The organism is uncultured Bradyrhizobium sp., from assembly GCF_947648125.1.
Taxonomy (GTDB): domain Bacteria; phylum Pseudomonadota; class Alphaproteobacteria; order Rhizobiales; family Xanthobacteraceae; genus Bradyrhizobium.
In genome coordinates this window covers 15,057-34,738 of sequence record NZ_CANSMR010000013.1, presented here as the reverse complement: position 1 = coordinate 34,738, position 19,682 = coordinate 15,057, and the positions used below count along the sequence as shown (strand labels likewise).

Here is a 19,682-nt window from a genome sequence, read left to right as displayed (position 1 = left end):
CGTGGCCGTAGTGATTAAGGAAGCGGTCGACGGCTTTTGCCAGACAGCGCGCGTCGGTGGTTATGGGTCCCGGCCTGCGCCGGGACGACACCCGCAGCCTACCCCTCGACGAACTCATCCCGGCGATAGCCCTGCGCGTACAACAGCGCGGTGAGGTCGCCGTGATCGATCCGCGCCGCCGCGGCGGCTGCGACCGCGGGCTTGGCGTGATAGGCGACGCCGAGACCTGCGGCCTGGATCATGCCGAGATCGTTGGCGCCGTCGCCGGTGACCAGCGTGTCGATGTCGTCGAGGTCGAAGGATTCGGTCAGCTCGACCAGGGTGGCGAGCTTGGTGGCGCGGCCGAGGATCGGCTCGACCACTTCGCCGGTCAGCTTGCCGTCCGCGACCTGCAACTGGTTGGCGCGGTTCTCCTGGAAGCCGATCTTCTCCGCGACCACCTTGGTGAACAACGTGAAGCCGCCGGAGATCAGGCAGGTATAGGCGCCGTGCGCGCGCATGGTCATGACCAGCGCGCGGCCGCCCGGCGTCGGCGTGATGCGCTTCTCCAGCACCTCGTCGACGACGCTGACCGGCAGGCCCTTGAGCAGGGCGACGCGCTCGCGCAGCGCCGACTCGAACTCGATCTCGCCGCGCATCGCGCGTTCGGTGATATCAGCGACATGGGCTTTCAGCCCGGCGAAATCGGCGAGCTCGTCGATGCACTCCTGGCCGATCATGGTCGAATCCATGTCGGCCAGAAAAAGCTTCTTGCGCCGGCCGATCCGAGGCTGCACGACAATGTCGATCGGCAGGTCGCCGCGGGCCTGGCGCAGGCGCTCTTCGATGGTCTTGATGGCGTCTCCGCTAGAATCTTGGCTCTCGAACGGAATGTCGACGGCGACTTCGTTGAACAGCCACTGCGCCGGGCCCGGTGAGGGCAGCACGGCCCGCGCACCGTCGACGATGGTGGCGTCGAGCGCGGGGCTTGCAGGATTGCAGATCAGCGTGGCAACGAGGGACATGCAGGCGCATTCAGGATTGTTGGACAAGGCAGTGCTTATCGCAGGGCCGACCGCCAGCGGCAAGTCGGCCCTGGCGCTCGAGCTTGCGCAGCGGACCGGCGGGGTCGTGATCAACACAGACTCCATGCAGGTCTATCGCGACCTCCGGATCATCACCGCGCGGCCGACCGCTGGCGAGGAGGCACAGGTTCCGCACAGGCTCTACGGCCATGTCGACGCCGGCGTGAATTTCTCCGCGGGCGCCTGGGTGACCGACGCGGCCAAGGTGCTCGGCGAGGCGCGTGCCGACAAACGCCTGCCGATCTTCATCGGCGGCTCGGGCCTCTACTTCAAGGCGCTGACACGCGGGCTGTCGGCGGTGCCGCCGATCCCCCCTGATGTGCGCGACAGCGTGCGCGCAAGGCTGGAGCAGCGCGGCGTCGAGGTGCTGCATGCCGAGCTTGCGGCGCGCGATCCGTTATCGGCCGAACGGCTGAAGCCGCGCGACCGCACCCGCATCGCGCGGGCGCTCGAGGTCGTCGAGGCCACCGGCCGCCCGCTGCCGGACTGGCATCGCGATGGCCTGCCGCCGCTGCTGCCACCGGGCCAATTCCACGCGCTGTTTCTGGCGCCGGAGCGCGAGCGGCTCTACGCGCGGATCGACGCCCGGTTCGGTGTGATGCTCGATGAAGGCGCGCTCGACGAGATCGCGGCGCTGGCCGCGCGCGGGCTTGATCCGTTGCTGCCGGCCATGAAGGCCCATGGCATACCGGCGCTGATCCGTCACCTCAAGGGGGAGATCAGCCGGCAGGCCGCCGCCGAGATCGGCCGGGCCGACACCCGCCACTACGCCAAGCGCCAGTTCACCTGGTTTCGCCACCAGCTGCCGGAATTCGAATGGGTGGTGCCTGAGGCTGCGAGGGAGTGGCTGGAAGGCCGGATCTCATAGCCCCCGTAGCCCGGATGGAGCGCAGCGCAATCCGGGGTCTATTCCCCGCGGGTAGACCGTCCCGGATTTCGCTGCGCCCCATCCGGGCTACCGGGCCGGCGCCACCGCGCGCCCGTCTGCCATGCGCGTTGCGCCGCGCAAAAACACTCGCCGAACGGCTGGAACCCCGTTACAGTTCAAAAATCGCGAAACTGCTTGCCTTGCCTTGACATTCGGGCTTTGGCCGCTATGTTCGCGCAACCTTTGGGAAGACTGGGTCGTCTCGTGCGCAACATTATTACCAAACTCCTTATCGCCGTCGTACCCAGGCACACCGCCGGGGATGGCTAGCGGCCATCCAAATTCGGGCGGTGTGCATGGGGCCTCGAGGGCCCCTTTTTATTGCCCGAAACAGAACTGACGAGAACTGACAAAAGCCGCGCAAAAACAAGCGCATCCGGAGCGAACCATGACCGACAAGAGCCACGATCCCAATCAGATGACCGGCGCCGCGATGATCGTGCGCGCGCTCATCGATCACGGCGTGCAGCATGTCTTCGGCTATCCCGGCGGCGCGGTGCTTCCGATCTACGACGAGATTTTCCAGCAGAGCGAGGTCGAGCACATCCTGGTTCGCCACGAGCAGGGCGCCGGCCATGCCGCCGAAGGCTATGCCCGCTCGACCGGCAAGCCCGGCGTGGTGCTGGTGACGTCGGGGCCCGGCGCCACCAACATGGTGACGCCGCTGACCGATGCGCTGATGGATTCGATCCCGCTGGTCTGCATCACCGGCCAGGTGCCGACCCACCTGATCGGCAACGACGCCTTCCAGGAGTGCGACACCGTCGGCATCACCCGGCCCTCCACCAAGCACAACTGGCTGGTGCGCGACATCAACGACCTCGCCAAGGTGCTGCACGAAGCCTTCTATGTCGCCACCACCGGCCGCCCGGGTCCGGTGCTGGTCGACGTGCCGAAGGACGTGCAGTTCGCCACCGGCACCTATCATCCGCCGCGCAAGTCGGACGTTCACATCTCCTACACACCGCGCGTGAAGGGCGATGCGACCCAGATCCGCAAGGCGGTGGCGCTGCTCGCCAATGCCAAACGTCCCGTCATCTATTCCGGCGGCGGCGTGATCAATTCGGGTCCGGAGGCCTCAAAGCTGCTGCGTCAGCTGGTGGAGACGACCGGTTTCCCCATCACCTCGACCCTGATGGGACTGGGCGCCTATCCGGCGTCGGGGCCGAACTGGCTCGGCATGCTCGGCATGCACGGCACCTACGAAGCCAACATGACGATGCATGATTGCGACGTCATGCTGTGCGTCGGCGCGCGCTTCGACGACCGCATCACCGGCCGCGTCGATGCCTTCTCGCCGGGCTCGAAGAAGATCCACATCGATATCGACCCGTCCTCGATCAACAAGAACATCCGCGTCGACGTGCCGATCATCGGCGACGCCGGCAATGTGCTCGGCGACCTGCTGCAGGTGTTCAAGGCGGAAGCCAAGAAGCCCGACATCAAGGCATGGTGGCAGCAGATCGCGCAATGGCGCGCGCGCAACTCGCTGTCCTACCGCAAGAACAACGATATCATCCTGCCGCAATACGCGATCCAGCGCCTGTTCGAGCTGACCCGCGGCAAGGATACCTACATCACGACCGAAGTCGGTCAGCACCAGATGTGGGCCGCGCAGTTCTTCGGCTTCGAGGAGCCGCATCGCTGGATGACCTCAGGTGGTCTCGGCACCATGGGCTACGGCCTGCCGGCCGCAGTCGGCGTGCAGGTGGCGCATCCGGACAGCCTGGTGATCGACATTGCCGGCGACGCCTCGGTGCAGATGACGATCCAGGAGATGTCGACCGCGGTCCAGTTCGAGCTGCCGATCAAGATCTTCATCCTGAACAACCAGTACATGGGCATGGTGCGGCAGTGGCAGCAACTGCTGCACGGCAACCGCCTGTCGCATTCGTACTCCGAGGCGCTGCCGGACTTCGTCAAGCTCGCCGATGCCTATGGCTGCGTCGGCCTGCAGGCGACCAAGCCGTCCGACCTCGACGGCGCGATCAAGGAGATGATCTCGATCAGGCGCCCGGTGCTGTTCGACTGCCGTGTTGCGGCGCTCGAGAACTGCTTCCCGATGATCCCGTCGGGCAAGGCGCACAACGAGATGCTGCTGCCGGAAGAAGCGACCGACGAGGCCACCGCGAAGGCCTTCGCCGGCGGCAAGGCGCTGGTGTGAGGTGAGGGGGGCCATGTTTGATCTCAGCGAGCTCGAGCGCGCGCACAGGATCGTCGGCACCGCGGTGCCGGCGACGCCGGCGTATGCCTGGCCGTTGCTGGCCGAGCGGCTCGGCACCGAGGTCGTGGTCAAGCATGAGAACCACACGCCGATCGGCGCCTTCAAGGTGCGCGGCGGTCTGGTCTATCTCGAGCGGCTGAAGCGCGAGCGGCCCGATGTGCCCGGCATCATCTCGGCGACGCGCGGCAATCATGGCCAGAGTCTGGCGTTTGCCGCCAGCCGCCACGGCGTGCCGGCGGTGATCTACGTGCCGCGCGGCAATTCGGTCGAGAAGAACCGCGCCATGCACGCGTTCGGTGCCGAACTCGTCGAGCACGGCGAGGACTTTCAGGCCGCGCGCGAAGAGGCAGAGCGCCGCGCCCAGTTCGCCGGCCTACACATGGTGCCGTCGTTCCACCCGGACCTGGTGCTGGGTGTCGCGACCTACGCGCTGGAATTGTTTCGATCAGCGCCCGACCTCGACATTCTCTATGTGCCGATCGGGCAGGGCTCCGGCATCTCCGGCTGCATCATGGCGCGCGACCTGCTCGGCCTGAAGACCGAGATCGTCGGCGTGCAGTCGACCGAGGCGCCGTCCTATGCGCTCTCGTTCGCGGCCGGCAAGATCGTGACCACCGAGACCAGCAACACGCTGGCCGACGGCATGGCGACGCGGATTCCGGACGCGGATGCATTCGCCCTGATCCGCAAGGGCGCCTCGCGCATCGCGCAGGTCACCGACGACGAGGTCGGGCAGGCGATCCGCGCCTACTGGACCGACACTCACAATCTCGCCGAGGGCGCAGGCGCCGCGGCGCTCGCAGCCGCGCTGCAGGAAAAGAGCAAGCTCGCCGGCAAGCGGGTCGGCCTGATCCTGAGCGGCGGCAATATCGATTTCGATCTGTTCCGAACCTGGATCGGGACGGATGCTGCGCCTGCCGCCCAGCGGGCGGTGGCGTGAAAAGAATGTAAGGGGACGACCATGAACCAGCCCGCATCCGCCTACTTCCTCGAAGAGCGTCACGATCCGAACGAGACGCACACGCTGTCCGTTCTCGTGCAGAACGAGCCCGGCGTGCTCGCGCGCGTGATCGGGCTGTTCTCCGGCCGCGGCTACAACATCGAGAGTCTCACGGTTTCGGAAACCGAGAGTCAGAAACATCTCTCGCGGATCACCATCGTCACCACGGGCACGCCGATGGTGATCCAGCAGATCAAGCATCAGCTCGACCGCATGATCCCGGTCTACCGCGTCGTCGACATGACGCTGACCGGCAGCTCGATCGAGCGCGAGCTTGCGATGGTCAAGGTGAGGGGCGGTGGCGATCACCGCGTCGAGGCGCTGCGGCTGGCGGATGCATTCCGCGCCCGGGTGATCGATGCCACGACCGAGAGCTTCGTGTTCGAGATCACGGGCAATTCGTCCAAGATCAATCAGTTCATCGACCTGATGCGCCCGCTGGGCCTGGTCGAGGTGTCACGAACCGGGGTGGCCGCGATCACGCGTGGGCCGGAAGGGATGTGAATCATGTTGGCGCGCGACTGGTACTACACGCAACGGCGGCAGGTCGGTCTCGATACCGCGGTTGCCTCGATCTATGACGTCAGCGAGGACAGCGATGTCCGAGCCCGTCAGGCGCTGACCAAGCTCGGCGTCAAGCCGGGCTGGCGGATCGCCGACATCGGCTGCGGCAACGGCGTGCTGGCGACCGAGGCGGCGCTGATGAGTGCCGAGGTCGACGCCATCGACATCTCGCCGGCGATGATCGGGCTTGCCGAAATCTATGCGCGCGACCGCAAGGCGAGGATCCGGACCCAGCCGGCCGGGCTATTGTCCTTTGCCTATCAGCCGAATTCCTACGACCTCATCGTCAGCGAGTTCACGCTGCATCATCTGCCCGACTTCTGGAAGGCGGTGGCGCTGTCACGGATCTTCAACGCGCTGAAGCCCGGCGCGAATTTCTATCTGCGTGACATGGTGTTCGTCAGCATGCCCGACGGCGTCGATCGCGATGTCGAGGGCTGGGCCGATTTCTCGATCAAGAACCACGATTTCGAGCGCGAAAGCGTGATGACCCATATGCGCGACGAGTACTCGACCTTCGGCTGGGTGATGGAGCGCATGCTGACCGAGACCGGTTTCACCCTGGTCGCCGCCGACTACCACGCGCCGCTGCACGGCACCTATCTGCTGCGCAAACCGAAGCCGGACGAACAAATCTAGCATCGACAAAGCCAAACCGAACCAAAGAAGAAGAACAATGAAGCCGGCCGATGTTGGCATCGCCGTCATGGTCGCGGTGATCTGGGGACTTGCGTTCGTCGCAACCCGGTTCGCGCTCAATGAGTTGCCGCCCGAATTGATGACGGCGCTGCGCTTCGGCATCGCGGCCGTGCCGTGCCTGTTCCTGCGCAAGCCGCGTCAGGTGTCGTGGCTGCTGCTGATCGGAATCAGCCTGACCTTGTTTCTCGGCCAGTTCCTGGCGCAGTCCGTCGCCATCGCCCATGGCATGCCGGTCGGGCTCACCAGCGTGATCGTGCAGAGCCAGGCGCTGTTCACCATCGGCTTTGCCGCGCTGCTGTTCGGCGAATTGCCGTCGAGGTTGCAGACCGTCGGCATCGCGATCGCCGCGGTCGGCCTGTTGATGATCTGCGGCACCGTCGGCTACGATTTCAGCGTCACCGCCTTTGCCATCCTGATGATCTCGCCGGTCTCGTTCGCAATCGGAAACCTGCTGCTGCGGCCGGCACAGGGCGCACGCATGTTCGACCTGTTCGCATGGCTGTGCCTGTGTGCGGCGGTCCCGTTGTTCGGCCTGTCGCTGCTGACGCTGGGCGCGAAGCCGATGTGGCAGGCGCTGTCGCATCTGTCGCCGGCCGGCGTTGTCTCGACGCTGTTTGTCGGCACCGTTTCCACCAGTATCGCCTATTGGCTGTGGGGCCGGCTGCTCAGGGATTATCCGGCGGCACAGGTGGTGCCGTTCGCGCTGCTGGTGCCGTTCGTCGGCTCCGCCGCCTCCAGCATCGTATTCGGCGAGAGGTTCGGGCCACTGCGGCTCGCCGGCATGCTCACGGTCATCGCCGGCATCGCCGTGATGCTGCTGTCGAAGCGGCCAAAAGCTCTGCCGAAAGTCGCGTGAGGGCACCATGTCGAGTTCGCTGCTGTTCGCCTTTGTCGTGTTTGCCGTCGTGATGTTCTTTACGCCGGGCCCCAACAACATCATGCTGCTGTCCTCGGGGTTGACCTACGGCTTCCGCCGCACCGTGCCCCACATCGCCGGCATCACGGTCGGCTTCGCCTTCATGGTCGGTGCGGTCGGCGTCGGGCTGGGGGCGGTCTTCATCGCCTATCCGGTGCTGCAGACGATCCTGAAATACGGCGGCGTCGCCTATCTGGTCTATCTCGCGACCGTCATCGCCATGGCCGAGCCGCCCTCGGCGGACAAGGACGACGGGCCCGGCCGCGGCCCGATGACCTTCTGGGGCGCGGCCATGTTCCAGTGGATCAATGCCAAGGGCTGGGTGATGGTGATCGGCACCATCACGGCCTATGCGGCGATTGCCGCCTTCCCCTGGAACATCGCGATCCAGGTCGGCCTGAGCCTGATCCTGGGAACGGTGTCCTGCATCGTCTGGGCGCTGTTCGGCACCGCCCTGCGGCCGGTCCTGACCTCGCCCCGGGCGATCCGCGTCTTCAATGTGGTGATGGCCATCCTGCTACTGGCCTCGCTCTACCCGGTCTTCATGGACGCATGATGCCGCACCGCGCCATGCGAGATGGGGGTTTCCCCTGAGGGGAAAAATGCTCTAGACAACGCCGGAAATTCGCGGGCGCCCGGCGGTTCTGACCTTCCGAAAGCCTGACTCATCGGCCGATTTTGGCCCCCTTCAAAACGAGGAAAACACGATGCGAGTTTACTACGATCGCGATGCCGACCTGAACCTGATCAAGGGCAAAAAGGTCGCCATCGTCGGCTACGGCAGCCAGGGTCACGCCCACGCGCTGAACCTGAAGGATTCCGGCGTCAAGGAAGTGGCGATCGCGCTGCGCAAGGGTTCGGCCTCGGCCAAGAAGGCCGAGAACGCCGGCTTCAAGGTGATGGAAGTCGCCGAGGCCGCCAAGTGGGCCGACCTCGTCATGATGCTGACCCCGGACGAGCTGCAGGGCGACATCTATCGCGAGCACCTGCACGACAACATGAAGAAGGGCGCGGCGCTCGTGTTCGCCCACGGCCTCAACGTGCACTTCAACCTGCTCGATCCGCGTGCCGACCTCGACGTGCTGATGATCGCGCCGAAGGGCCCCGGCCACACCGTGCGTTCGGAATATCAGCGCGGCGGCGGCGTGCCCTGCCTGATCGCGATCGCCAAGGATTCGTCAGGCAACGCCCATGACCTCGGCCTCAGCTACGCCTCGGCGATCGGCGGCGGCCGCGCCGGCATCATCGAGACCACCTTCAAGGAAGAGTGCGAGACCGACCTGTTCGGCGAGCAGGTGGTGCTCTGCGGCGGCCTGGTCGAGCTGATCAAGGGCGGCTACGAGACGCTGGTCGAGGCCGGCTACGCGCCCGAGATGGCTTATTTCGAGTGCCTGCACGAAGTGAAGCTGATCGTCGACCTGATCTATGAAGGCGGCATCGCCAACATGAACTACTCGATCTCCAACACCGCCGAATACGGCGAGTATGTCACCGGTCCGCGCATCGTCACGGCCGAGACCAAGGCGGAGATGAAGCGCGTGCTCGCCGACATCCAGGGCGGCAAGTTCGCCCGCGACTGGATGCTGGAGAACAAGGTCAACCAGACCTCGTTCAAGGCGACCCGTGCCAAGCTCGCCCAGCATCCGATCGAGGAAGTCGGCGCCAAGCTGCGCGACATGATGCCCTGGATCAAGAAGGGCGCGCTGGTCGACAAGAGCAAGAACTAAGCTCGGGTGTGTAGGGCGGGTTAGCCCAACGGGTCCGCGCAAAAGCGCGGCCCGATGACAGGCTCCGACGTAACCCACCAATTCGTTCCGCGAAGACGCGGTGGGTTACGCTTCGCTAACCCACCCTACGCATAGGAATCAAAAAGGGTGGGCGCGTTGCCCACCCTTTATTCTTTGTCACGACAAGGCAGCGGCAGCTAACCGGCCGCCATCGGCTGCTTCTCGATCCTGTTGTGCAGCTGCCAGAACCGCACGGTGCGCTGTGCGGTCTCCAGCGACAGCCGCCGGTAATCGCGGTGCGCGATCTCGAGCGTCGCATGGTCGATCTGATGCGGCAGCGGCCGCTTGCGCAGGATGGTTTCGACCGTCGGCCAGTTGAGCCGCGCCGAGCGGCACGGGATCAGCAGCAGGTCGGAGCGCAGGCCAAGCATCAGGCGCTCGATCATCGCGATCGGCATGTCGTTGAGCACGGCGAGAGCGACCGTGACCTCGTCGAACTTGCCGTCCTCGGCGAATTTGTAGACCGCCGCATCGTCGAGCTCGTTCAGCTGCTTCATCAGCTTGACCAGCTCTTCGGCGATGCCGTAGTTGCGGCGCGGGGCGGCGGCCTCTTCCTGCGCGATGTCGTTCAGCACCTGGCTGATCTCCTCGCGTGCCCTGGGCGATGCGAGCGCGAGCAGGCGGGCCCGCACCGTTTCCTTGGCGCGCTGCAGCAGGTCGCGCAGCAGCTTGGCCGGAATATCGATGCGCAGCCCGAGGATCTCGACCAGCTCGTCGTCGCCTTCGGCGCGGGCGACTATCGTGGAATAGCCGTTGTCGGAGAACTGCGCGCCGGCGTTCTTGGCGAGGCGCCGGATCACCTTGTCCTCGCCGCGATCGATGATCACGTCGGTGACGGAAGCCGGCAGGTTCTCCCGCGCCGAGATCGCGAACAGATGGTCCTGGCCCTTGCTGGCGGCGATCTCGCGCAGTGCGTCGTTCGAGAGGCGGCTGGAGTGGGTCAGCACGTCGCCGGCGACGCTGATATCGTCGTCCCAGGCGAGGTGCTGAATCACCTCAAACGGCGCATAGTCGAGCGGCGCGAGCCGCTTGCTGAGCTCGGCCCGTGCACGCGTCTCGACGCGCGCGACAAGCAGGCAGAGCACGTCGTCGAACACCTTGACCTGTTCATCGTTGAGGCGGTCGCCGTCGTTCAGGAACAGATCGGTGACCTGCCGCAGCGTCTGCACGCGCTTGGCTGACGTCCCGTCCCGGACCGCATCCTCGAGTTCGGCAATAATCGATTGTGACGCCTGTTGCGCCATCGATGGGCAACCCTGTTTTTGTTGAATGACACCTGTCCGTGCACCATGCATGGCGTCGTCTTACACCTGCGTTAAGGTGGAACCCGGTGCAAATACGGGTGCATCGCATCCTTAACGGGGCACGACCGGACAGGACGCAATTGGTGCTTTCGCCACGATGGCGGTGAGCCTTAAGAGATTGTTTAGGACGATACGCGCCGCGCGACGGCGAACAGGTCGATCGAAGCGGCGCGCCCGCGCAGCTGCGTCGAGCCGAGCGGCTCGATGACAAAATCCGGGTCCAGGGGCAACAGGCGACGCAGCTCGCCCGAGATCAGCAGCGGCCGGCCGGCCTCCTTGCAATGCGTCTGCAGCCGCGCCGTGACGTTCACCGTATCGCCGAAATAGGCGATCTGCCGCCGCGAGTCGCCGCATTCGCCGATGACGACCGGGCCGGCATGCATCCCGGCACGGAATGCCGGTACCACGCCGAACTCCTTGCGATAATGGTCGGCCCGCTTGGCGAGGCGGTCTTCGATCGCGAACACGCAGTCGAGGTAGCGCCGCGACGGCTGGCCCGTGTCGGCCGGCCAGGTCACGATGACCTCGTCGCCGACATAGGCATGAACCTCGCCGCCATGTGCCACGATCGGCTCGTCGATGTCGAAAAAGAAGCGTGTCAGGAGCTCCTGCACACGCAGCTCGCCCATCGCCTCCGCCAGCGTCGTCGAGCCGACCAGGTCGAGGAACAGCAGCACGCGTTGCTCGCGCACCGGCTGGCGGTAGCGTCCAAGCACGATGTTGAGCAGCGTATGACCGCCGATCATCCGGACCAGTTCGTAGATCGTCGTGATCGGGATCGACAGCAGCAGGCCGACCCCGATGATCTTGAAGAAGGTCTCGCGAATCCACTTCGCCTCGAGCCCATGCCCGTACAGCAGGATCTCGAGCACAATCGCAGCGACCGCAACGATGACGGCGAGGATCACGGAGCGGGCAATCAGCTCGACGATCAGCGGTCGCCGCCGCAGCCAACCGCCACGCGCGGCCAGATAGAGATGCGTGGCCCAGACGATCAGGGTGAGGGCGGCGCCGTCGAGGGCGCTGCGCACATAGTTCGCGACGGAGGCTTCGTTGGATTCGTCGAAGGCATAGCGAAACAGCCCGCCGACGAGCAGGCCGAACACGGCCAGAACGATCACAGGCGTCAAGGCGCGCCGCATGGTTCCTCCATGCCCATGAAATATCCTGCACGGATCGGGAAGGCCAGCCGCGGTGCGATTGATATGAACGGGATGTGCTACGGCCGCACTAACGTATGGCTCAGCTAAGGCATCCATCGGAAAGGGAAGACGGCATGAAATCGGCTCTCGCGACAGGCGCGTGCAGGCTCGGGCCCCTGGTTGCGGCCGTTCTCATCATCGCCGTCTCGTCGGCCCGGGCGGGCGACCAGGGCGATGGAGAGCAATCCTGCGACGGCAGCACCTACCAGATGGTCGAGTGCCTCAAGGCCAAGACCGCGCAATGGGACAAACGGATGAACGTCGCCTATCAGCAGGCGCTGAAGGATGCCGCCGGCGACAAGCAGCGCGAACAGCTGCGCACCGCACAACGGTTATGGATCCAGTACCGTGACGCCAACTGCCTGTATTACGACCTCGGCGAGGGCACCATCGCCCGGCTCGATGCCGGCGAATGCATGCGCAGCACGACGGAAGTCCGTGCCAAGGAACTGGAAAACCTCGGCCATCAGTGAGCCATCTTCCGGAGTCAGGACCGGGGTCATGACTGACGGAAAGAGCCAGGACGAATTGACCCAGCTTGCCGAGGAGGCGCTGCGCGCCCAACCCGGCTGCGAGACCGCCCGCGTGCCGGCGGTCGCCGCGCTGCCCGATGGGCAGGTCGGGCGCAACTGGGAGATCCCGAACGTCGTGCTCGGCGACAGCCTGATCAGCGACGTCGATCGCGCGGTGCTGTCGGTGCATCGCCGGCTCGGCCGCAAGTTTCACCTGATGTGAGGCGCCCCGGTTTCAGCTCGCCTGTGCCTGACGTGACGCAGGCCGCGCGGCCATGCTGATCATCCTGAGCGCGAACACAACGGCGAGCGGCACCAGGAACAGGGCGTAGAGCGGCATCTCGGGAATCCGCTTGCCGAACGAGACCGTGAACTGCAGCAGCAGATAATAGCCGCCGATCAGATGCAGCCTGCGCCAGGCGCGCGAGCCGAGCAGCGCAGCCGTGCGATCGAACGAGGTCGCTGTCAGCGCGATGATGACGAGATAGCCGATGCCGCCGAAGACGTAGGAGACGATAGAGGTTGCGGCGGCGAAGCCGGCCGGATCGAGCATTGCGAACGCGTTGATTGCGACCGCGTGGATGGCGTGCGAGGCCGCGAAGGTGACGCCGAGATAGCGGCGGTTGCGGCGCTGCCAGTGCGTCCAGGCGTTCGGCCAGAGCCGCGCCAGCGCGGCGGCGGAGAAGGCAAGGCAGAACAACAGCAGCGAGGTCCGCGCCGTGAAGCGGATCACCATCCGCACGCCTTCGACCTCGAACTGCCGCATCGCGGCGATCCAGATCGAAAGCCCGATCAGGGTCAGTGTGAGCAGGCCGAACAGCCGCCAGCCCTCGAACCAGTTTCGACGCGCCGTCATATCTTGCCTCCCGTGTTGATGTAATCGCCAGTTACATTTCGCGATGGAGTGCGGTCAATCCGTGTAATCACCGCTTACATTCACAAGCGGGTGATGCTAGAGGTGCGCCATGCGCCGCCCCGCCAAGAACCCGCCGATCGGACGCCGGTCCGCCAAACCGCGTCCACCCGCGGCGCGGGCACCGGCGGCCAAGCCGTATCACCACGGTGACCTCCGGCGGGTCCTGATCGATGCCGCCATGCAACTGGTCGGTGAGGGCGGGCCGGAGGCGGTCAGTGTGCGCGAAGCCGCCCGCCGCGCCGGGGTTTCGCCGGGCGCGCCGTTCCGGCATTTCCCGAGCCGGGATGCCCTGATGAATGCGGTGGCCGAGGAGGCGCAGCGCGGCTTCCGCGCCGAGATCGAGGCGGCGCTGGCCGATGCGCCAGCCGGCGATCCACTGGGCCGCTTCCGCTGCCTTGGGATCGCCTATCTGCGCTGGGCGATGAAGAACCCGACCCATTTCGAGATCATCTCCAGTCGCCGCTTCTTCGACCACGACCGCTCGGCCGGGATCTCCAGCGACAATGCGGAGTTGATCGGCCTGACCGAGCGCACGCTGGCGGAGGCTTTTTCAGCCGGTCGGCTTGCGGCGCGCGACCTAAAGCAGGTCCAGATCGCCGGCCGCGCGCTGGTCTATGGTTTTGCGCGGATGCATATCGACGGCCACTTGCCGCGCTGGGGTGTCGCCGAAGCCGAGATTGAGCAGATGGCCGCTGACATCGTCGACCTCTTCATCGCCGGCATTGCAAGGCCTGCGGCGAAGGTCTGAGGCGCGCCACGCTGGCCGGCGGTGCTCCGGGCAGGCAAATTCATTGCGCGTTCATGACGATTCAATTACGTTTTTATGACACGGCGCAGACTCCGGCTGTGCGGTGTGCCTCCTGGCCTTTGCCAGTCAAGGCCGTGCCATTGCGCCGGGTTGTATTGCGTCCCGCCCATGGCGCCCGCGCCTCAGCAAAACTCTTCCGTTGCCGCGCTGGCCGGCGGTCTCGCTGCGATCGGCATCTGGCGGTTGATGGCGGTCGCCGCACCGCATCTCGGCGCGCTGATCCTGATGCTGCGGACCGAGACCGATTTCGGCTCGCGGCTCTGCTTCCTGCTCTCTTGGGGAATTCTGAACTTCCTGTTCATCGCGCTGCTGCGCCGTCCGGCGCTGTCGGGCGCGCTGTCGCTGACGCTGGTCGTGGTGCTGGTGCTGCTGTCGCGGTTCAAGCACGACGTGGTGCAGATGACCGCGAACTTCGTCGACCTGATGGTGATCGATCGCGACACTGCGTCGTTCCTGCTCACGATCTTTCCGAACCTGCGCTGGTCGATCATCGGCGCCGGCCTGGTCACGCTGCCCCTGATGTACGCGCTGTGGTGGCTCGATCCGTTTCGCATCCGCCGCCTGCCGGCCGCGGCCGCCTGCCTAGCCTGCACCGCCGCGCTCTCGGGCTATGCCTTCGCCTGGCCGGACGAGGCCTGGCGCGGCTATTACGACGACGGCTATCTGTCGAAATTCGCGCGCTCCGGCGTGACTGCGGTGTCAGACTTCGTCGCCTATGGCTTCATGGAGTCGGATCCGAGCGCGAGCGACCAGCTCAAGATGCCGCTGGTCGATGCCTGCCACCCCGCCGGGCGGCGGCCGAACATCATCATGATCCATGATGAATCGAGCTTCGACATCCGCGCGGCTTCCGGCGTCAAGGTTCCGCCGGGCTATGGCAGCCAGTTCAAGTCCTACGACGGCGTCGAGCGCAAATTCCTCGCCGAGAGCAATGGCGGGCCGAGCTGGTTCACCGAGTACAACGTGCTGGCGGGATTGTCCTCGCGCTCGTTCGGCCGGTTCGCCTATTTCGTCACTCGTATCGCATCGGGCCGCGTCGAGCGCGGCCTTCCGCTGGCGCTGCGCCGTTGCGGCTACGACACGCTGTCGCTCTATCCGGCATTCGGCGCCTTCATGAGTGCGCGCAGCTTCCAGACCACAACCGGCATCCAGCAATTCTACGACGCGCATGATCTGCACGCGAAGGACGTCGAACCCGACAGCTTCTTCTACGACAAGGCGCTGAAGCTGATGGCCGAGCAGAAGACGGTCAGCACGCCGCTGTTCACCTTCGTCTATCTCGCCGCCAATCATTTCCCGTGGGAGACGAAATTCCGTCCCGAGCTGCTGCCGGCATGGAAGCGGCCGGGCAACGTGCCGTCGGTCGACGAATATCTGCGGCGGCAGGCGATGAGCGCTGGCGACTATGCCGGCTTTGTTGCCGCGCTGAAGAGGAAATTTCCAGCGCAGCCGTTCCTGATCGTGCGCTATGGCGATCATCAGCCGGAGTTCTCGCCGCAGCTGCTCGATCCCGGGCTCGACGAGGCCGGCATCGGCAAGAAGCTGATGGACTACGATCCGCGCTACTACGCGACCTACTACGCGATCGACGCCATCAACTTCGAACCGGTGAAGAGCCCGACGGTGATGGACACGATCGACGCCGCCTATCTGCCGCTGGTGATCCAGGAAGCGGCGGGCATTCCGCTCGATCCGTCGTTCGAGGAGCAGAAGGCGATCATGCTCCGCTGCAACGGCGCGTTCTATTCCTGCAAGGACGGCGCCGAAGCGCGCCGCTTCAACCGCCTGTTGATCGATGCGGGGATCATCAAGGGATTGTGAGACGCAACATGCGTCCCCCGCCGTCATTGCGAGCGGAGCGAAGCAATCCGCCCATCCGTATGCGCAGGACGATGGATTGCTTCGTCGCTTCAGCGCAAAATTGCTTTGCAATTTTGTCGCGAGCTCCTCGCAATGACGATGGGGTTATCTTGGTCCGACCTTCCCCCACAGCCAGCGCGCCACGGCGTCGGGCGATGATGATGCGTCGTTGCCCGACGCGCGCAGGTTCGCCTCGCGCATCTCGGCGATGCCGATCTTGCCGAGCAGTGGCCGCAACGCGGCCTTGAGAACCTCGTCGTCGCGCCGCTTTGGCGACAGCAGCACGATCGCGTCATAGGGCGGGATCGCGTGCCTGTCGTCGGCGAGCGTAACCAGGTCGTATTTCGCGATCAGCCCGTCGCTGGTGTAGCCCGCGATGACGTCGACCTCGCCCGAGGCGACCGCAGCATACATGAAATCCGGCTGCATCTGGCGCTGGGCGCGGAACGTCAGCCCGTAGGCCTTCTGGATGCCGGCCCATTCCGGCCGCGAGAAGATTTCATAGTCGCCGGCGATCGACATCGTCGCGGCGTGAGATGCCAGGTCGGCGATCGAATGGATGCCGAGCTGGTCGGCGCGGCTCTTCGGCATCACCAGCGCATAGGCGTTCTCGAAGCCGAGCTCGCCGAGCAGCGTGATGGCCTGCTTCGCCAGCGTCGTCCCCAGTTCGCCCAGCAGCTCGGCACGCGGCCTGATATCGGTGTGGTGGAACTGGTTCGCCCACAGCGTGCCGGAATAGTCGACATAGACGTCGATGTCGCCGGCGGCGAGCGCATCGAAGATCACGTTGGAGCCGAGGCCAGCGCGGGTCGTCGTCGGCAGTCCGGCCGCCTGCAGCCGCTGTGCCATCAGCGCGGACAGCACATATTGCTCGGTGAACGTCTTGGCGCCGACGACGTAGCGCGCCTGCGGCCGCGCGATCGCGGGCACCAGCGTTGCCGCGATCAGGGCGGCTATGCCGAGCCCGCCGAGTGCGGTCCGGACGCGGCTGCGATTGCGCAGGCCATTCTCGATCAGCGCCAGCAATTGGTCGACGACAAGCGCGAGCACGGCGGCGGCGAAGCAGCCGAACAGCACGAACACCCAGTTCTGGGTCTGCAGCCCCGCGAAGATATAGTTGCCGAGGCTGGTCTGCCCGATCGGCGTCGACAGCGTCGCGGTGCCGATCACCCACACCGCGGCGGTGCGGATCCCCGCCATCATCACCGGCAGCGCCAGCGGCAGCTCGACCATGGTGAGTGATTGCCGCGGCGTCATGCCGACGCCCTGTGCAGCCTCCAGCACCGCCGGATCGACGCCCGACAGGCCGGTGATGGTGTTGCGCAGTACCGGCAGCATCGAATAGAGCGCGAGCGCCAGCACCGCCGGCAGGAAGCCGAAGGCGGAGAAGCTGAAGCCGAGCCACGCCACGGTCAGAGCCGTGAGCGCCAGCAACAACGGATAAAACAGCGCGAGCAGCGCGAGGCCAGGTACCGTCTGGACGATGCTGGCAAGCCCGAGCAGCGTGCCGCGCAACACTGGCCGGTTGCGCGCGATGATCGCAAGCGGCAGGCTGATCAGAAGTCCGAGCGCCAGCGCGGCGACGCTGACCCGGACATGATTGCCGAGATAGTCGGGCAGATGCGCAAGCGCCTCGCTCCAGCGTGGATCGCTCATGCCGTGCCGTCCCGCGGCAGCAATGCGCCGAGCCGTTCCGCCTGCCGCCGCGGCGTACGCAAGAGTTCGCCGACATAGGCGTCGGTGTTGCCTGCGAGCTCCGCCGGCGTGCCCAAAGCGAGCAGCTTGCCGCCGCGCATCACCGCGACACGATCGGCCAGCAGCAGCGCCTCGGTCATGTCGTGGGTGATCATGACCGTGGTCAAGGCGAGCTCGCGGTGCAGTGTGCGATAGTCGTCGCCGAGCGCGTCGCGGGTCAGCGGATCGAGTGCGCCGAACGGCTCGTCCATCAGCACGATGCGCGGCTTCGCAGCCAGCGCACGCGCGACGCCGACACGTTGGCGCTGGCCGCCGGAGAGTTCGTGCGGCAGACGGTCGCGATGTTCGGCGCGGTCGAGCCGCACGAGGTCGAGCAGCTCGTCGACCCGCGCCGAGATCTCGGCCTGCGGCCAGCCGAGCAGCCTTGGCGTGATGCCGATATTGCCGGCGACGGTGAGATGCGGAAACAGCCCGCCGCTCTGGAAGACATAGCCGATGCGGCGCCGCAGCAGGATCGGGTCGATGCGGCTGACGTCTTCGCCCTCGACCGCGATCCGGCCGCGGTCGGCCTCGATCAGGCGGTTGGCCAGCCTGAGCAGCGTCGTCTTGCCGGAACCCGAGCCGCCGACAACAGCCAGGAATTCACCCTCGGCCACGTCAAGCGAGACGTCGTCGACCGCCACCACGCGACCATTGTCAAAGCTCTTGCCGACATGCGCGTAGGCGATCAGCGGCGTTGCAGGCATTCTCTGGCCATTCCTGGGCGACTCTCACTATCGTGAACGACAGTGATAGCCCATAAAATGGACTTTGACTTGAGGCGCACGCGCCTGCGTCACGTGGCTTCGCAGGCTGTTCCAGTTGGGCGCGCGCAGCGGGTCAGCCCCTTCGGGGGCTGTGAGCACACATCACACTTCGTTCTTGGGTACGTATTTGCCCATGATGCACTTATAGCTCTGCAAGCGCCAATCGTGATACGGCCCCTTGGCGAGCCAGTCGGCGATGCCGATTTGGGCGTTCACAGCGCAGGCGCCCATGGTGATGCCGGATTGGTCGCTGTTGGTGACGACCTTTTCCATGCAGAGCTGAGCATTGCAAAGGATGGCGACGAGCGTGACGAGCATGATGGTCTTTATCCGTAGGATTAACCCGGTCTGAACCGAATCATGCACGGTTCATGCCATTATCAGCGGCCTTGGTGTCACAGCCGGCAAGACCGGAAAAGTACGGCGGAACGAATCACGCGCTCGCCGGCGCGTAGCCGCACGCCCGCAGATGCGCTATAGTTGCTCCCCAACTACGACGTGAGATCGGGGCGAGCGAGGAACGTTGCGCGGTCGGGGGCTGCATCGATGATGACGTTACCTGAGTTGGCGGCAGGTGCTTTGGAGAAGTTTCTCGCCACATGGGTCAGCCGCACCTTTGGGGCTTCGCAGGCGCGATTTGGGGAACTGCTGCCCGCCGCCGCGCGCATCGCGCTGGAATGCATCGGCAACAGCGATGCGCTCTACCACAATGTCGAGCACACGATGCTGGTCACGCTCGCCGGGCATGACATCATCCGCGGTCGCGCGCTGCACACCCATGTCACCGCGGAAGATTACACCCACACGATGATCGCCTGCCTGACGCACGACATCGGCTATGTGCGCGGCCTGCTGAAGGGCGATGGACCGGATGGCTATGTCATCGATGCCTCCGGCAACAAGGTCGTGCTGCCGCGCGGCTCATCGGATGCCGGCCTGATGCCGTATCATGTCGATCGCTCGAAGCTCTATGTGCTCGACAGGCTCGAGGCCGTCCTTCCGCTCGATCGCGAGCGCGTCGCGCGCAACATCGAAGGCACGCGGTTTCCGGCACCCGAAGGCCAGCAATATGACGACGAGGCGGCGATCGTCCGGGCCGCCGATTTCATCGGACAGCTCGGCGATCCCAACTACATCAGGAAAGCCAACGCGCTCTATCACGAGTTCGAAGAGGTCGGCATCAACCGCCAGCTCGGCTATGAATCGCCGGCGGATATCGTCGACCGTTATCCGCAATTCTATTGGAATATGGTCGCACCGCACATCCAGGGCGCCATCAACTGCCTGAACATGACGGCAAGCGGCCGTCAGTGGATCGCGAACCTCTACAGCAACGTCTTCCGCGCCGAGCGCGAAGTCACCCTGTCCGGCCCGCAAATCTGACGCAAGGCGCGGCC

The 19,682-nt window shown here is 65.2% G+C and carries 20 protein-coding genes; 13 read left to right on the top strand and 7 right to left on the bottom strand.

The genetic code is table 11. From position 1 onward, the window contains the following. Window positions 1-98 precede the first annotated feature (98 nt). The gene (gene serB, locus Q0030_RS22430) at window positions 99-1,004 is read right to left on the bottom strand and encodes a phosphoserine phosphatase SerB (RefSeq protein WP_298371777.1); all 906 of its coding nucleotides are present in this window, start codon (window positions 1,002-1,004) and stop codon (window positions 99-101) included. Between serB and miaA the strand changes: the two genes are divergently transcribed. From miaA to ilvC, 8 genes are all read left to right on the top strand, one after another. Further along, on the top strand, window positions 1,003-1,932 hold the full coding sequence (gene miaA, locus Q0030_RS22425) for a tRNA (adenosine(37)-N6)-dimethylallyltransferase MiaA (RefSeq protein ID WP_298371775.1): 930 nt from the start codon (window positions 1,003-1,005) through the stop codon (window positions 1,930-1,932). The genes serB and miaA overlap by 2 nt on opposite strands. A 448-nt stretch (window positions 1,933-2,380) precedes the next feature. Next, window positions 2,381-4,156, top strand: a complete 1,776-nt coding sequence (locus Q0030_RS22420; RefSeq protein WP_298371773.1) for an acetolactate synthase 3 large subunit — start codon at window positions 2,381-2,383, stop codon at window positions 4,154-4,156. Window positions 4,157-4,169: 13 nt separating this feature from the next. Next, entirely contained in the window at window positions 4,170-5,156 is a 987-nt protein-coding gene (locus tag Q0030_RS22415; RefSeq protein WP_298371771.1) for a threonine dehydratase, read from the top strand. 21 nt (window positions 5,157-5,177) lie between these two features. Further along, complete coding sequence (gene ilvN, locus Q0030_RS22410; RefSeq protein WP_229168675.1) at window positions 5,178-5,720, top strand: acetolactate synthase small subunit; 543 nt, start codon at window positions 5,178-5,180, stop codon at window positions 5,718-5,720. Between the two features lie 3 nt (window positions 5,721-5,723). Next, window positions 5,724-6,419 carry a class I SAM-dependent methyltransferase gene (locus Q0030_RS22405; protein ID WP_298371768.1) on the top strand — a complete coding sequence of 232 codons (696 nt, stop codon included), beginning with the start codon at window positions 5,724-5,726 and terminating at the stop codon, window positions 6,417-6,419. 37 nt (window positions 6,420-6,456) lie between these two features. Then, window positions 6,457-7,335 carry an EamA family transporter gene (locus Q0030_RS22400; RefSeq protein WP_298371766.1) on the top strand — a complete coding sequence of 293 codons (879 nt, stop codon included), beginning with the start codon at window positions 6,457-6,459 and terminating at the stop codon, window positions 7,333-7,335. A 7-nt stretch (window positions 7,336-7,342) separates the two neighbouring features. Beyond that, window positions 7,343-7,951: a LysE family translocator gene (locus Q0030_RS22395; RefSeq protein WP_298371764.1), complete on the top strand. Its 609-nt coding sequence runs from the start codon at window positions 7,343-7,345 to the stop codon at window positions 7,949-7,951. 151 nt (window positions 7,952-8,102) lie between these two features. Next, window positions 8,103-9,122, top strand: coding sequence for a ketol-acid reductoisomerase (ilvC, locus tag Q0030_RS22390; protein WP_028342350.1), 1,020 nt, complete (start codon window positions 8,103-8,105; stop codon window positions 9,120-9,122). Between the two features lie 197 nt (window positions 9,123-9,319). Here the strand turns inward: ilvC and Q0030_RS22385 are convergent, their stop codons facing one another. Together Q0030_RS22385 and Q0030_RS22380 are read right to left on the bottom strand one after the other, a co-directional pair. Continuing rightward, entirely contained in the window at window positions 9,320-10,426 is a 1,107-nt protein-coding gene (locus tag Q0030_RS22385; protein WP_298371759.1) for a DUF2336 domain-containing protein, read from the bottom strand. Window positions 10,427-10,608: 182 nt separating this feature from the next. Continuing rightward, window positions 10,609-11,628, bottom strand: coding sequence for an adenylate/guanylate cyclase domain-containing protein (locus tag Q0030_RS22380; protein WP_298371757.1), 1,020 nt, complete (start codon window positions 11,626-11,628; stop codon window positions 10,609-10,611). A 134-nt stretch (window positions 11,629-11,762) separates the two neighbouring features. Here Q0030_RS22380 and Q0030_RS22375 point away from each other — a divergent pair, with 134 nt between their 5' ends. Both Q0030_RS22375 and Q0030_RS22370 read left to right on the top strand, forming a co-directional pair. After that, entirely contained in the window at window positions 11,763-12,161 is a 399-nt protein-coding gene (locus Q0030_RS22375; RefSeq protein ID WP_298371755.1) for a lysozyme inhibitor LprI family protein, read from the top strand. 28 nt (window positions 12,162-12,189) lie between these two features. Beyond that, window positions 12,190-12,423, top strand: a complete 234-nt coding sequence (locus Q0030_RS22370; protein ID WP_298371754.1) for a hypothetical protein — start codon at window positions 12,190-12,192, stop codon at window positions 12,421-12,423. 12 nt (window positions 12,424-12,435) lie between these two features. Here the strand turns inward: Q0030_RS22370 and Q0030_RS22365 are convergent, their stop codons facing one another. Further along, window positions 12,436-13,056 (bottom strand): hypothetical protein, encoded by a 621-nt coding sequence (locus tag Q0030_RS22365; protein ID WP_298371752.1) that lies wholly within the window; start codon window positions 13,054-13,056, stop codon window positions 12,436-12,438. A gap of 109 nt (window positions 13,057-13,165) precedes the next feature. Here Q0030_RS22365 and Q0030_RS22360 point away from each other — a divergent pair, with 109 nt between their 5' ends. Both Q0030_RS22360 and Q0030_RS22355 read left to right on the top strand, forming a co-directional pair. After that, window positions 13,166-13,864: a TetR/AcrR family transcriptional regulator gene (locus Q0030_RS22360; protein WP_298371750.1), complete on the top strand. Its 699-nt coding sequence runs from the start codon at window positions 13,166-13,168 to the stop codon at window positions 13,862-13,864. A gap of 168 nt (window positions 13,865-14,032) precedes the next feature. Then, window positions 14,033-15,745 carry a sulfatase-like hydrolase/transferase gene (locus tag Q0030_RS22355; RefSeq protein WP_298371748.1) on the top strand — a complete coding sequence of 571 codons (1,713 nt, stop codon included), beginning with the start codon at window positions 14,033-14,035 and terminating at the stop codon, window positions 15,743-15,745. 144 nt (window positions 15,746-15,889) lie between these two features. Here Q0030_RS22355 and Q0030_RS22350 read toward each other — a convergent pair whose 3' ends face one another. The 3 genes from Q0030_RS22350 to Q0030_RS22340 form a co-directional block, all read right to left on the bottom strand. Further along, window positions 15,890-17,440 carry an ABC transporter permease/substrate-binding protein gene (locus tag Q0030_RS22350; protein WP_298371746.1) on the bottom strand — a complete coding sequence of 517 codons (1,551 nt, stop codon included), beginning with the start codon at window positions 17,438-17,440 and terminating at the stop codon, window positions 15,890-15,892. Then, complete coding sequence (locus Q0030_RS22345; RefSeq protein WP_298371744.1) at window positions 17,437-18,225, bottom strand: ATP-binding cassette domain-containing protein; 789 nt, start codon at window positions 18,223-18,225, stop codon at window positions 17,437-17,439. The genes Q0030_RS22350 and Q0030_RS22345 overlap by 4 nt, the downstream gene beginning before the upstream one ends. 162 nt (window positions 18,226-18,387) lie before the next feature. Then, window positions 18,388-18,603, bottom strand: a complete 216-nt coding sequence (locus Q0030_RS22340; RefSeq protein WP_021077148.1) for a hypothetical protein — start codon at window positions 18,601-18,603, stop codon at window positions 18,388-18,390. 228 nt (window positions 18,604-18,831) lie between these two features. On the opposite strand from Q0030_RS22340, the gene Q0030_RS22335 reads away from it, so the two are divergent. Further along, the gene (locus Q0030_RS22335; RefSeq protein WP_097674498.1) at window positions 18,832-19,668 is read left to right on the top strand and encodes a metal-dependent phosphohydrolase; all 837 of its coding nucleotides are present in this window, start codon (window positions 18,832-18,834) and stop codon (window positions 19,666-19,668) included. Window positions 19,669-19,682 lie beyond the last annotated feature (14 nt).